General features: G+C 63.9%; 11 protein-coding genes. 6 read left to right on the forward strand and 5 right to left on the reverse strand.

The features are described from left to right. Nucleotides 1–167: 167 nt before the first annotated feature. From NMG46_RS02755 to chrA, 3 genes are all read left to right on the forward strand, one after another. A complete protein-coding gene (locus NMG46_RS02755) occupies nt 168–1973 on the forward strand; it encodes an IlvD/Edd family dehydratase (RefSeq protein WP_254816181.1) in 1806 nt (601 codons plus the stop codon). Nucleotides 1974–2244: 271 nt separating this feature from the next. After that, a complete protein-coding gene (locus NMG46_RS02760; RefSeq protein ID WP_254816182.1) occupies nt 2245–3084 on the forward strand; it encodes a chromate resistance protein ChrB domain-containing protein in 840 nt (279 codons plus the stop codon). Further along, nucleotides 3081–4469: a chromate efflux transporter gene (gene chrA / locus NMG46_RS02765; RefSeq protein ID WP_254816183.1), complete on the forward strand. Its 1389-nt coding sequence runs from the start codon at nt 3081–3083 to the stop codon at nt 4467–4469. The genes NMG46_RS02760 and chrA overlap by 4 nt, the downstream gene beginning before the upstream one ends. Before the next feature lie 3 nt (nt 4470–4472). Here chrA and NMG46_RS02770 read toward each other — a convergent pair whose 3' ends face one another. Together NMG46_RS02770 and NMG46_RS02775 are read right to left on the reverse strand one after the other, a co-directional pair. Further along, entirely contained in the window at nt 4473–6062 is a 1590-nt protein-coding gene (locus NMG46_RS02770) for a trimethylamine methyltransferase family protein (protein ID WP_254816184.1), read from the reverse strand. Nucleotides 6063–6254: 192 nt separating this feature from the next. Then, the gene (locus NMG46_RS02775) at nt 6255–7748 is read right to left on the reverse strand and encodes a PLP-dependent aminotransferase family protein (protein WP_254816185.1); all 1494 of its coding nucleotides are present in this window, start codon (nt 7746–7748) and stop codon (nt 6255–6257) included. Between the two features lie 5 nt (nt 7749–7753). Between NMG46_RS02775 and NMG46_RS02780 the strand changes: the two genes are divergently transcribed. From NMG46_RS02780 to NMG46_RS02790, 3 genes are all read left to right on the forward strand, one after another. Beyond that, the gene (locus NMG46_RS02780) at nt 7754–7909 is read left to right on the forward strand and encodes a hypothetical protein (protein ID WP_254816186.1); all 156 of its coding nucleotides are present in this window, start codon (nt 7754–7756) and stop codon (nt 7907–7909) included. 93 nt (nt 7910–8002) lie between these two features. Continuing rightward, nucleotides 8003–9646, forward strand: a complete 1644-nt coding sequence (gene pgi, locus NMG46_RS02785) for a glucose-6-phosphate isomerase (RefSeq protein ID WP_254816187.1) — start codon at nt 8003–8005, stop codon at nt 9644–9646. 5 nt (nt 9647–9651) lie between these two features. Next, nucleotides 9652–10374: an HAD family hydrolase gene (locus NMG46_RS02790; protein ID WP_254816188.1), complete on the forward strand. Its 723-nt coding sequence runs from the start codon at nt 9652–9654 to the stop codon at nt 10372–10374. Nucleotides 10375–11011: 637 nt separating this feature from the next. Here the strand turns inward: NMG46_RS02790 and NMG46_RS02795 are convergent. Genes NMG46_RS02795 through nikC form a run of 3 tightly spaced genes read right to left on the reverse strand, consistent with a single transcriptional unit; the run spans nt 11012 to nt 13508 of the window. Then, nucleotides 11012–11761, reverse strand: coding sequence for an ABC transporter ATP-binding protein (locus NMG46_RS02795; protein WP_254816189.1), 750 nt, complete (start codon nt 11759–11761; stop codon nt 11012–11014). After that, nucleotides 11758–12591, reverse strand: a complete 834-nt coding sequence (locus NMG46_RS02800) for an ABC transporter ATP-binding protein (RefSeq protein WP_254816190.1) — start codon at nt 12589–12591, stop codon at nt 11758–11760. Before NMG46_RS02800 ends, NMG46_RS02795 begins: the two co-directional genes overlap by 4 nt. Further along, the gene (gene nikC / locus NMG46_RS02805) at nt 12588–13508 is read right to left on the reverse strand and encodes a nickel transporter permease (protein ID WP_254816191.1); all 921 of its coding nucleotides are present in this window, start codon (nt 13506–13508) and stop codon (nt 12588–12590) included. Before nikC ends, NMG46_RS02800 begins: the two co-directional genes overlap by 4 nt. Between the last annotated feature and the right edge of the window lie 12 nt (nt 13509–13520).

Here is a 13520-nt window from a genome sequence, read left to right on the forward strand (position 1 = left end):
ACACGTTCCAGCTTTTCCGGGATAGCGCGGCTGACAAACCACGATCCCGTCTAGCGCGGAGGCAGATGTGTGTCTATCGCACCAAAGTGCGGATTCGGATGGCGCGTGCCCCTTGCCTGCTCCCGCGCGTTGTCATATCGATTTGTCATACAAATACGGAGACCACGATGGCAGGCGCCCCAACCAGCAAGAAAAAATTTCGCTCGCAGGAGTGGTTCGACAATCCCGACAATCCGGGCATGACTGCACTCTATTTGGAACGTTACCTGAATTACGGGCTGACGCGGGCCGAACTGATGTCCGGCAAGCCGCTGATCGGCATCGCGCAGACCGGCTCGGACCTGTCGCCCTGCAACCGCCACCACATCGAACTGGCCAAGCGCGTGCGCGAAGGCATTGTCTCGATGGGTGGCATCCCTTTCGAGTTCCCTTGCCACCCGATCCAGGAGACCGGCAAACGGCCGACTGCTGCACTTGATCGCAACCTTGCCTATCTCAGCCTGGTGGAGGTGCTCTACGGCTATCCGCTCGATGGTGTGGTGCTCACCATCGGGTGCGACAAGACGACGCCGGCCATGCTGATGGCCGCGGCCACCGTCAACATCCCGGCTATCGCGCTTTCGGTCGGGCCGATGCTCAACGGCTGGCACAAGGGCAAGCGCACCGGCTCCGGCACTATCGTCTGGGAATCGCGCCAGCGCCTGTCGGCCGGCGAGATTGGCTATGACGAGTTCATGGATATCGTTGCCTCCTCGGCGCCGTCGACCGGCTATTGCAACACGATGGGCACCGCCACCACGATGAATTCGCTGGCCGAGGCGCTCGGCATGCAATTGCCGGGCTCGGCCGCTATCCCCGCCCCCTATCGCGAACGCGGCCAGATCGCCTACGAGACCGGAAAGCGCATCGTCGACATGGTGCATGAGGATCTGAAGCCCTCCGACATCATGACCCGTAAGGCCTTCGAGAACGCCATCGTCGTCAACTCGGCGATCGGCGGCTCGACCAATGCGCCGATCCACCTCAACGCCATCGCCCGCCATCTCGGCGTGCCGCTCGACAATGACGATTGGCAGAAGGTCGGCCTCAACATACCGCTCATTGTCAATCTGCAGCCGACGGGCGAATATCTCGGCGAGGACTATCACCATGCCGGCGGCGTGCCGGCCGTGATCGCCGAACTGATGAAGGGCGGCCTGCTGCCCTATCCGGAAGCCACGACCGCTAACGGCAAGACCATCGGCGACAATTGCCGCGGCGCCGTTAACGAGAACCTCGACGTCATCCGCCCGGTTGCCGAGCCGCTGAAAGCCAATGCCGGCTTCATCAATCTCAAGGGCAATCTGTTCGATTCGGCGATCATGAAGACCAGCGGCATCTCGCCCGAGTTCCGCGAGCGCTATCTGTCGAACCCGAGGGACCCCGAAGCGTTCGAGGGCAACGCCATGGTCTTCGACGGCCCCGAGGACTATCACGCCCGCATCGACGACCCGGCACAGGGCATCGACGAGCACACCATCCTGTTCATGCGCGGCGCCGGTCCGATCGGCTATCCCGGCGGCGCTGAAGTCGTCAATATGCAGCCGCCTGCCTATCTGATCAAAAAGGGCATCCACGCGCTGGCCTGCATCGGCGACGGTCGCCAGTCGGGCACGTCGGGCTCACCATCGATCCTCAACGCCTCGCCGGAAGCCGCCATCGGCGGCGGCTTAGCACTACTGAAGACCGGGGACCGCGTCCGCATCGACCTGCGCAAGGGCACCGCCGACATCCTCGTCAGCGACGACGAGATCGCGCGGCGCCGCGCCGAGCTGCAGAACAATGGCGGCTATCACTATCCGAAGCACCAGACGCCCTGGCAGGAAATCCAGCGCGGCATGGTCGACCAGTTTTCCGAGGGCATGGTGCTGAAGCCGGCGGTGAAATACCAGGATGTGGCTCATACAAGCGGCGTGCCGAGGGACAATCACTGACCAGGGTCCATCGCACGGGCCAGCCGTCAGGTCGCCGGTGTTGCGGTCACCTCATTTCTCCCCGTTAACAGCCCGCTAACGGGGAGAAATGTCCGGCACAGAGTTGGACGCGATCGTTTGTCAAAAACAATTGTCCTGCGACAGCAGGGACAAATGCTTGACAAGCGAGCGTGACAAATCCACGATCATCGCAAGGGGTGCATCGCGACGACCCCGTGAGGCGTCAGCCCAACGTTCGCGTCCAAGCTTCTCTTTCAAGGAGGTGGACGCCATGCCGTCAACAACCGCTATCACTGTATCGCAACTATCCCGTCTGATTGGGCTGCCGGGTGCGCCCGCAGTCATCGACGTCCGCATCGATGATGACTACAACGCCGATCCGCGCCTGCTGCCGGGGTCGGATCGGCGTGATTTCAGGACTGTCTCGAACTGGGCTGCCGACTTCGCCGGCACGCAAGTGACAGTCGTCTGCCAGCAGGGGAAAAAGCTCTCGCAAGGCGTGGCCGCATGGCTGCGGCAGGAGGGCGCTGCCGCCGAATCGCTCGACGGCGGGTTTGAAGCATGGCGCGATGCCAAGGGCCTTCTCGTTCACGCCGACAAGATACCGCCCGCCGACGCCAAGGGCCGCACCGTTTGGGTGACGCGTACGCGCCCGAAGGTCGACCGCATCGCCTGCCCCTGGCTGATCCGGCGCTTCATCGATCCTCACGCGGTCTTTCTCTTCGTCGAGCCGGCTGAAGTGTCGGCCGTCGCCGATCGCTTTCAGGCCGTGCCTTTCGACATCGAGAACGTGTTCTGGAGCCACCGCGGCGAACGCTGCACCTTCGACACCATGATCGAGGAGTTCGGGCTCAAATCGGAAGCGCTCGATCGCCTGGCCACGATCATACGCGCTGCCGATACTGCGAGCCTCGATCTTGTTCCACAGGCGGCCGGGTTCCTGGCCGCCTCGCTTGGCCTGTCACGGATGTTTCGCGACGATCTGGAGCAGCTCGAGGCCGGCATGCTGCTCTATGATATGTTCTTCCGCTGGTGCCGCGATGCCACCGAGGAGACGCACAACTGGCCGGCCGCCGGCGCAGTCAGTCTCGGCACGGGCAAACCATCGTGAGCGCCGTCCTTTCGAAAAAGCCGGCGGAGATCCGGGAGTCCGCTGTGCCGAGCTTCCGGCAGGCCGTGAAGGTCTGGGCGAAAATCGGGTTGCTCAGCTTCGGCGGCCCGGCCGGGCAGATCGCGCTCATGCACAAGGAACTGGTCGAGGACCGGCGCTGGATCGGCGAACAGCGCTTCCTGCATGCGTTGAACTACTGCATGCTGCTGCCTGGCCCTGAGGCCCAGCAGCTTGCCATCTATATCGGCTGGTTGCTGCACAAAACGGTCGGCGGCCTTGTTGCCGGCATTCTCTTCGTCGTGCCGGGCGCGCTTGTCATGCTCGTCCTGAGCAGCCTCTATGCGCTCTATGGCGATCTACCACTCATCGCGGCGCTGTTTTTCGGGGTCAAGGCAACGGTGCTCGCCATTGTCATCGAGGCGGTGATCCGGATCGGCAGACGCGCGCTGAAGAACCCCGTCATGGTGTCGATCGCACTCGCCGCCTTCATCGCCATCTACGCGTTGAACGTGCCGTTTCCGCTGATCGTCCTGCTTGCCGGCCTGGCAGGCTGGATCGGCAACCGTAGTGCGCCGGCATTTTTTTCAGGGGCACCACAGGGCAAGGGCGATGTTCCCGACGTCAAAGGCGCGGTCGATCTGATGTTCGAGCGCGGCGAACTGACCCACGTCAGGCCGACGCGATGGCATGCGCCGCGCATTTTGGCGATCTGGCTGCCGATCTGGCTCGGGCCTGTTCTGCTCGTCTGGGCTGTCACCGGCCCTGCCAGCGTTTGGACGCAAATCGGTGGCTTCTTCAGTGTCATGGCGGTCGTCACCTTTGGCGGCGCCTACGCCGTCCTTGCCTATGTCGCGCAGGCAGCGGTCGAGTCCTTCGGCTGGCTGGCACCGGGTGAAATGGTCGACGGCCTCGGACTTGCCGAAACCACGCCGGGTCCGCTCATCCTGGTGTTGCAGTTTGTCGGCTTCGTCGCCGCCTTCCGCCACTCCGGCGCGGTCGCGCCGCTTCTTGCCGGATTGTTTGGAGCGCTGCTTACGCTGTGGGCGACGTTTACCCCATGTTTCTTGTGGATATTCCTTGGCGCGCCTTACATCGAAGCGCTGCGCGGCAACAAGGCGCTGTCGGCGGCGCTCGGTGCGATCACCGCCGCCGTCGTCGGCGTCATCATGAACCTCGCTCTATGGTTCGGCTTGCACGTCATCTTCGGCGAAGTGCGCAATGTCGGGCTTGGAATGGACGTGCCGGTGCTTTCATCGATAGACTGGCGTGCGGCGCTGCTTTCCTGTGCCTCGATGATCGCCATCTTGAAGCTGAAGATCGGCATGCTGCCGACGCTTGCCGGATCGGCGCTGGCCGGTGTGTTGTTGCTTGCGGCGAGCGGGTAACGCTCAGCCGCCCATTCTGTCGCGCGGCAGCTTGATCATGTCGCCGAAGCGGGCGCGCAATTTGTCGTCGACCGGTTTTGGCACATGGCGCGGGAAGCGTTCGGCAAGCACGCGTTTCTTCTCGATGATCGCCCGTTGCAGGATATCGGGCCTGCCTTTCTCATTCCATTCCTTCGGCGAAAAGCGGTCGCCGACGGCCGGATAGAAATATTCGGTCTGCATCAGCCGCAGCGTCTGCTCGTTGCCCAGATAATGACCCGGCCCTTTCAGGCAGACATCGGCAATGGTGTCGATCGACAGCGACTCGTCCGTCACTTCGATGCCGCGCACGCAGCGCAGGCAGTGGCCGAGCATGTCGTTGTCGATGATCAGGCTCTCAAGGCAAAAGCCGAGCAGCGAGGCGTGCATGCCGGCCGACTCATAGACCAGGTTGAGGCCGGCGAGACCGGCCATCACGTCGGTTATGCCCTTTTCGTAGCCGGACTGAATGTCAGGCAGTTTCGAATCTGTCATGCCGGCGGCCGAACCGCCCGGCAGGTCGTAGAATTGCGCCATCTGCGCGCAGGCCGCGGTCAGCACCGCCTGCTCGGCCGAACCGCCCGACATGGCGCCGGTCCTGAGATCCGAGACAAACGGCCAGGTGCCGAAGATCGCCGGATGGCCGGGCTTGATCGCGTTGACATAGATAAGGCCGACGAGCACTTCGGCGACTGCCTGCACCACGGCGCCCGCAATCGCCGCCGGTGCCGTCGCACCCGCCTGTCCTGCCGACAGCAGCAGGATCGGAATGCCGCCCTCGACGCAGGCTTCGAGAACGCCGCAGGCGTCCTCGGCAAACTTCATTGGGGGCACGACGAAGCAGTTCGAATTGGAGACGAAAGGCCGGGCGCGAAAATTCGCTTCGCCGCCCGCGATCGCATAGAGCATATCGAGCGCCGGCTTGACGTTCTCGCGCACGGTAAACGAGGTGCCGACATGCTTCGACGTACCCAAGACGCAGGCGTAGAGCGTGTTGAAATCCATATCGAGCGGGTCGGGAATGTCGCGCGGCACCATCGGCCGCTGGAAGAAATGGATGTTGTCGAGCCCTTCGACCAGGCGCGCGGCATCGTAGATATCCTGCAGCAGCGACTCGCGATACTCACGCTTTTCGACATCGACAAGATGCACCGCAGCACCAGCCGTGCCGTAATGCACACGCTTGCCCTGGATCACCATGTCGTGCTTCGGATCCTGGCCGTGCAGGGTGAAATGCCGCGCCGCGTTCTTGATGGTGTCGAGCACAAGGCCGCGAGGAAAGCGCAGGCGGCCGTCCTCACCGAGGGTCGCGCCCGCCTTGGTCAGTGCCTCGATGCAGGAGGGGATGGCATTGGCGAAGCCGACTGTCTCCAGAAGGGTAAGCACGGCCTCATGGATACGTTCGCAATCATTGCCGCTGAGCGGGCTGTAGCTCCCGCCTTGGAGGCCGGCGCGCACCGGCTTGACGTCGTCGGCAAGCGGTGCCGCCCGCATGGCGCGGCGCGCCTCGCGCCCGCCGGACCGCCGCGAACGCTGGTCTGCGGACACGTCCTGCTTCTCATGGGCCATTGGCATGAAGGCACTCCAACTTTAGCTGCGGAGCGGGCGCGGCGGTTGGTCCACCATCTGCCCGCTTCGTCCCCTATACTCCGACTATGCCGCCGGCATTGGCACAGCCTATGTGCCAGCCGATCCCGTCGCATATGCCAAGGTGCTAAAGAACCGGAGCCGCACTACATGCGCCAGGCTCCGGTCGGGGAAGGGAGATCAGGCCGCTGCCGGCCTGCGTCCAGCTGCCGTGGCCAGTTCGCGGATGCCGGGTTCGATGTGCTGCAACGCGATCGAGGAAATGCCCAAGCGCATGAAACGCGATGGCTTTTCGGTACGATCGAAGAAGCGGTCGCCGGGCTCGATGATGACGCTGCGCGAGGCTGCGGCCTCCGCCAGTCCGCGCGAATCGGTGCCGCGCGGCCCCTCGAGCCAGAGCGACGTACCGCCGGCCGAATCGGTCGAGCGCCACTCAGGCAGGAAGGCGGAAATCGCATGGACCAGACGCTTGCGCCGCTCGTCGAAGGCGCTCGACAGCCGCCGCACCAGCGCCTCGTGATGGCCGAGCGACAGGAAGAGCGCCACGGCGCGCTGGTTGTTGGCCGGCGGATGGCGCAGCATGAAGCGGCGCAGCGCCCGCAGCTCGGAGATCAGCCCGGCCGAGGCGACGATGTAGCCGAGCCTGAGGCCGGGAGCCAGCGTCTTCGACATCGAGCCGACATAGACGACGCGGCCGGACCGATCGAGGCTCTTCAGCGCCTGCTGCGGCGCCTCGTCCAGGAGCTGGCTGTCATAGCCGTCCTCGATGATGATCTGGTTGTGCCGGTTGGCGCGCGCCAGAAGATCTTGCCGCCGCTCCGCCGACAGCGGCACCATGGTCGGGCAATGGTGGCTGGGCGTGACGAAGACGAAGCCGGAATCATTGGGAATGGCAGAGGTTACGATGCCGGAGTGGTCGACTGGAACCGGCTGGATATCGGCGCCGGCCAGCCGGAAGATCGAGCGTGCATCGGGATAGCCGGGGTCTTCCATCGCCACCTTGGAGCCCTTGGTCATCAACAGCGTGGCCAGCATGTAAAGCGCGTTCTGCGCGCCCAGCGTCACGATGATCTCGTCCGGATTGGCGAAGATGCCGCGCCGCGGCAGCAGCCGGGCCTGGATCTGCTCGATCAGGAGCGGATCGTCGCGGTCGACCATGTCGGATGCCCAGTTGCGGATTTCGAGCACCGCCAGCGCCATGCGGTTGCACTCGCGCCATTCGGCGGTCGGGAACAGCGCCGGGTCGAACTGGCCGTAGACGAAGGGGTAGGACGACTTGATCCAGTTGTCGTGCTTGGCCGGCGGCGGCATGTCGCTCGCCGCGATCTGCCGGCGCGCCTTCCAGTCGATCTCGTTGGCCTGGTCGGGCGCCTTCTGGTGCGGCTTGGCCGGCGTCGCCAGCACCTCGGGATTGACAAAATGGCCGCGGCGCTCGCGCGCCACCAGGAAGCCCTGGTCGACCAGCTGCTGGAAGGCCAGCACCACGGTGCCCCGCGCCACGCCGAGTTTTTCGGCAAGAATCCGGCAGGACGGAAGCGGCATCGAAGCCGCGATCTGCCGGTCGAGGATGGCGGCGACGATCGCCTGGCGGATCTGCGCCTGCAGGGTCTGACCGGAGTCCGCCGAAATCCGGAACAGGCCGGACCATATGGCCGTGTCGTTTCGCTGTGGCATGGGAGATGTTCCTCGATGGCCAGCTTTTTTCACTTGGCTGGACCAGTCGAATGTACCGGTGGCACAAGGTGTTGCGCCAATCAATTTTTCTGATCGCTGGGATTTATGCCAGTGATCCTTTGCGCCGGCCCGCGCTGCGCTGCGGCATCGCTGCGCATTGAAACAGATGGAATTCGACCCGATAGTTTGCCGCGACGACACGCGCCGGAAACATCCGGCCTGATAAGATGCACCTCAAGAACCGGAGTGAGGCAGTGGATCAACCGTCCTTTCAAAAGCAGCTCGGCGCGTTGCGCGATCATCGTGCGGCCAAATCGGGCTCGATGCGCGAGGCTTTCGCCGCCGATCCGCAGCGCTTCGAGAAATTCTCCGCCAGCGACGGCGACGTGCTGCTCGACTGGTCGAAATGTGCGGTCGATGTGCGGACGATGGAGTTGCTGGAGAAGCTGGCTGAGGCCGCCGACCTCGAAGGCCGGCGCGACGCGATGTTTGCCGGCAAGAAGATCAATGTCACCGAAGGCCGCGCTGTGCTGCACACGGCGCTGCGCAACCTAACCGGCAAAGGCATCGTGCTCGACGGCCAGGACGTGAAGGCGGAAGTCCTTGCCGTACTCGACGCGATGGGTGCCTTCGCCGACGCGGTGCGTTCCGGCAAGGCAGCCGGCGCGACCGGCAAGAAGATCACCGACATCGTCAACATCGGCATCGGCGGCTCCGATCTCGGCCCTGCCATGGCGACGCTGGCGCTGGCGCCCTATCATGACGGGCCGCGCGCGCATTACGTATCCAATATCGACGGTGCGCATATCCACGACACGCTGAAGGGACTTTCCGCCGAAACCACCCTGTTCATCATCGCGTCCAAGACCTTCACCACGGTCGAGACTATGACCAATGCCGAGACCGCGCGCGGATGGGTCGAGAAGGCGCTCGGCAAGGAAGCGGTCGGCAAGCACTTCGCCGCCGTCTCGACGGCGCTCGACCTGGTCGCCAAATTCGGCATCGCGCCCGATCGCGTCTTCGGCTTCTGGGACTGGGTCGGCGGCCGCTATTCCGTCTGGGGTGCGATCGGCCTGCCGGTGATGATCGCCGTCGGCCCGCGGAATTTTCGCGCCTTTCTCGACGGCGCCCATGAAATGGACGAGCATTTCCGCACGGCGTCGCTGGCGAAGAACCTGCCGGCGCTGATGGGCCTGATCGGCTGGTGGCACCGCGTGATCTGCAAATACCCCGCTCGCGCAGTCATCCCCTACGATCAGCGACTGTCCAGGCTCCCGGCCTATCTGCAGCAGCTCGACATGGAATCGAACGGCAAGAGCGTCACCCTGGACGGCGGCGCTGTGACGACGCCGACCGGCCCGCTGGTCTGGGGCGAGCCCGGCACCAATGGCCAGCATGCCTTCTTCCAGCTTCTGCATCAGGGCACCGATTTCATTCCGGTCGAATTCCTCGCCGCTGCCGTCGGCCACGAGCCGGAACTGAAGCATCACCACGACCTTCTGCTTGCCAATTGCCTGGCGCAATCGGAAGCTTTCATGAAGGGCCGCACACTGGAGGAAGCCCGCGCACAGATGCTGGCGAAAGGCATGAAGCCGGCTGATGTCGACAGGATTGCTCCGCACCGCGTCTTCTCCGGCGACCGCCCCTCGGTGACGATCCTCTACAGAAAGCTCGACCCCCACACGTTCGGACGGCTGATTGCGCTCTACGAGCACCGCGTCTTCGTCGAAGGCACGCTGTTCAACATCAACTCCTTCGACCAATGGGGCGTCGAACTCGGCAAGGAACTGGCGACCGGGCTGCTGCCCGTCGTTGAAGGCAAGGAGAACGCCGCAAAGCGGGACGCCTCGACTGCCGGACTGGTGGAATACATCCACCGCTTGCGCGGCCCGGAGTGAAAAGCTTGGCGGACATCAAGGGAATATTGTTCGACAAGGACGGCACGCTCGTAGATTTCAACGCGACATGGCTGGGCATCGCCGACTTCATGGCGATGGATGCGGCCGAAGGCGATCGCTGGAAAGCAGACAGGCTGCTTGCGGCGGCGGGCTTCGACTTCGCCGCCAAGCGCTTCAAGCCGGATTCGATTTTTGCCTCCGGTACCAACATGGACGTCGTCGAGCTGTGGTTTCCACGGCTGTCCGACGAGGACCAGATGCTTGCCGTCGCCCGCTTCAACGCCATCACTTCGGCGCAGGGATCGGCAATGGCGGTGGCGCTGCCGGGTGTGGTCGAGACGCTTGGCCTGCTTCACAGAAAATCCTACCGGCTTGGCGTCGCCACCAACGACTCGACCAGCGGCGCGGAAAAGACCTTGGTCACTCTGGGCGTCGCGCAGCTTTTCGACGCCGCCTATGGTTATGATGCGGTGGCCAATCCAAAACCGGCGCCGGATACGATCCTTGCCTTCTCGGATCTGACAGGGCTCAGGCCGGCGACGATCGCAATGGTCGGCGACAATCGCCACGATCTGGAGATGGCGCGGGCCGGCGGCTGTGGCCTGGCGATCGGCGTGCTGTCCGGCACCGGTACACGGGAATCGCTGTCGCAGATCGCCGACGTCATCCTCGATTCAGTTGCCGATCTGCCTGATTTTCTTGCGGCCCGAGTCAGCGAGACGGTCTAATGGCCGAGACCGTTTCTTCCTGGCATACGACGCCTTCGGGAACCTACTCGACCATCACATGGATACTGTTGATGGTCGTGTTTTCGATAGCCGTCAGTTTGGCCAGCAGGTCCAGGTAGATCATCTCGACAGTCCGGCTGGAAGGACCCCTTCCACCGTCAGCCGAATATCATGAGGTCCAGGCGCCAATCGTCGATGTTTTCGACCACTGCAGGCCATCGCGGTCCGCAGATAAGCCGCCGCGAACCAGGAGTGCGCCACCATCTTCCACGAGTTCCGAAGAGTGCTCGTATATCCATGGCGGAGTTTCGCCGTTCGTATCGAAGTGATCGATGGCATAGTTCGTTGCGTCCAACACGAGCACTTGCGAGCGAAACTGCGAAAAAAGGTCTGGGTCTATGTGAGCGGGCGTGTTGGTCACGTTCAAGCGGGGCTAGCAAAGTTGCTGCGTCGAAGGACGACCGGACACCCCATCCCTGAACCATAGCTTCCATAGGATCGTCTGCAAAGGGTCGATGCTGTCGAAAAAGTCCGGCGCACCGCAAATCGCCACCGATAATTAGAATCCAGTTCCATCCTGGCGCATTGCATGGAATCAGGATTCAGTTGCCGATGTCGGCAACCGAACGCCCGTCGCTCATGCCGTCCTGACAAACCCCTCGCTCGCCCTCAGCAGATTGCGCGTGTAGTCCTTGGTGACGCGGCGCTCGACGAGGTCGCCGGCGGTGAGGTGCTCGACCGCCTCGCCGTTCTGCATCACCATCAGCCGCTCGCACATATGGGTGATGATGGCGAGGTCGTGGCTGACCATCAGGAAGGTCAGCTTGCGCCGCCGCCGGATCTCTTCCAGCAGGTTCAGCACCTCCGCCTGCACCGAAGCGTCGAGCGCCGAGGTCGGCTCATCGAGCAGCAGGATCGACGGTTCAAGGATCAGGGCACGGGCGATTGCCACGCGCTGGCGCTGGCCGCCGGACAATTGATGCGAATAGCGAAAACGGAAGCCGGTGCCCAGGCCGACCTCGTCCAACGCCCGCTGGATGCGCTTTTCGCCGTCAGCAAAGCCGTGAATGGCGAGCGGCTCCTGCAGCAAGCGGTCGACGGTCTGGCGCGGGTGCAGCGAGCCGTACGGGTCCTGGAAGACCATCTGCACCTCGCGGTAGAACGCCTTGTCGCGGCGCGCGCCGAGCTGTTTGCCGTTGACGGCGATGGTGCCCGAAGCGGCCGGCGCCAAGCCGGCGATTGCCCTGAGTAACGTCGACTTGCCGGAGCCGGACTCGCCGACCAGGCCGAAGGATTCACCGGACTCGACTTCAAGGCTGACGCCCTTCAGCGCGCGAAAACGGTCGAAGACCACCTCCAGCCGGTCGACGGAAAGGGCTGCCGTCATGCCGCCCACTCCGGCTTGCGGTCGAGCACCGGCAGCGGGTGACGGTCGGCGCCGATCTTGGGCATGCAGTTGAGCAGGCCGCGCGTATAGGGATGCTGGGCACGGCCGAGCTCCGAGGCTTTGAGCTGTTCGACCACCTTGCCGGCATACATGACGATGACACGATCGCAGAAAGATGAGACCAAGCGCAGGTCGTGCGAGATGAAGATCAGCCCCATGCCGCGCTCGCTGACCAGCCGGTCGAGGATGCCGAGCACGTCGAGCTGCACGGTGACGTCGAGTGCCGAGGTCGGCTCGTCGGCGATCATCATCTCCGGCCCGGCGATCAGCATCATGGCGATCATGGCGCGCTGGCCCATGCCGCCGGAAACCTCGTGCGGATGCAGGTCGAAGACACGGGCCGGATCGCGGATCTGCACAGCCTCCAGCATGGCAAGCGCGCGGTCGCGGGCTTCGGCCTTGGAGACTTTCTCATGCGTGCGCAGTGTCTCGACGATCTGGCGGCCGATGCTCATCACCGGGTCGAGCGAATATTTCGGATCCTGCAGGATCATGGCGATACGCTTGCCGCGCAGTGCGCGGCGCTCGCGCGGCGAGGCGGCCAGCAGGTCGATGCCGTCGAAAGCAAGCGTCTTTGCGGTCACCTCGGCCTGCGGCGGGGTGACGCCCATGATGGCGCGGCCGGTCTGCGACTTGCCCGAACCGCTCTCGCCGACGATGCCGAGCCGTTCGCGGCCGAGCGAGAAGGAAACGCCGCGCACTGCCTCGATCAGGCCGGTACGCGTCGGGAAGGTGACGCGCAGGTCGTCGACTTCGAGAAGCGTGCTCATTGGTCACCGCTTCGCGGATCGAGCGCGTCGCGCAGGCCGTCGCCGAGCAGGTTGAAGCCGAGGCTGACGATGAGGATGGCAAAGCCCGGCGCGCCCGCCACCCACCACTGGTCGAGCACGAAGCGTCGGCCCGACGCGATCATCGCGCCCCATTCCGGCAGCGGCGGCTGCGCGCCGAGGCCGAGGAAGCCGAGGCCGGCGGCGGTCAGGATGATGCCGGCCATGTCGAGCGTCACCCTGATGATCAGCGAGGAGATGCAGAGCGGCATTATGTGGCGAAGCACGATGCGAAACGGCGAAGCGCCCATCAGTTGCACCGCCTTGATATAATCGGAATTGCGCACCGTCAGCGTTTCGGCGCGGGCAATGCGGGCATAGGGCGGCCACGAGGTGATGGCGATGGCAAGCACGGCATTTTCGATGCCGGGGCCGAGCGCGGCGACAAAGGCCAGCGCCAGGATCAGCTTCGGAAAGGCGAGAAAGATGTCGGTGATGCGCATCAGGATCGCATCGGTCCAGCCGCCGGCATAGCCGGCAACGGTGCCGACCAGCAAGCCGATGGGCGCGGCGATGATGGCGACCAGAATGACGACATAGAGCGTCCAACGCGAACCGAAGATGATGCGCGAATAGATATCGCGGCCGAGATCGTCGGTGCCGAACCAGTGCGCGGCACTTGGCGCCAGCAGCCGCGAGCCCTTGAGGTCGCCGAATGTCGGCGAATAGGGCGCCAGCACATCGGCGAAGGCCGCGACCACCAGCAGGGCGATGATGATGAGCAGGCCGACAAAGGCCAGCCGGTTGGCGGAAAAGCGCCGCCAGGCTACATAGGCGCGGCCGAGCCTTGCCTGCACGCGCGACGCCGGCCGCTCGCTGAGCAGCCAATCACGGCGGGTTTGAATCGCTTCTGCGCTCATCCTGCCTTGGTC

This window comes from Mesorhizobium sp. LMG 17147, assembly GCF_024297145.1.
GTDB lineage: Bacteria > Pseudomonadota > Alphaproteobacteria > Rhizobiales > Rhizobiaceae > Mesorhizobium.

Coding starts and splice junctions, on each gene's coding strand:
- nikC (WP_254816191.1), bottom strand. CDS start 13,508: ATGAGCGCAGAAGCGATTCAAACCCGCCGTGATTGGCTGCTCAGCGAG.
- NMG46_RS02755 (WP_254816181.1), top strand. CDS start 168: ATGGCAGGCGCCCCAACCAGCAAGAAAAAATTTCGCTCGCAGGAGTGG.
- NMG46_RS02780 (WP_254816186.1), top strand. CDS start 7,754: ATGTTCCTCGATGGCCAGCTTTTTTCACTTGGCTGGACCAGTCGAATG.
- NMG46_RS02770 (WP_254816184.1), bottom strand. CDS start 6,062: ATGCCAATGGCCCATGAGAAGCAGGACGTGTCCGCAGACCAGCGTTCG.
- NMG46_RS02795 (WP_254816189.1), bottom strand. CDS start 11,761: ATGACGGCAGCCCTTTCCGTCGACCGGCTGGAGGTGGTCTTCGACCGT.
- NMG46_RS02800 (WP_254816190.1), bottom strand. CDS start 12,591: ATGAGCACGCTTCTCGAAGTCGACGACCTGCGCGTCACCTTCCCGACG.
- NMG46_RS02760 (WP_254816182.1), top strand. CDS start 2,245: ATGCCGTCAACAACCGCTATCACTGTATCGCAACTATCCCGTCTGATT.
- NMG46_RS02775 (WP_254816185.1), bottom strand. CDS start 7,748: ATGCCACAGCGAAACGACACGGCCATATGGTCCGGCCTGTTCCGGATT.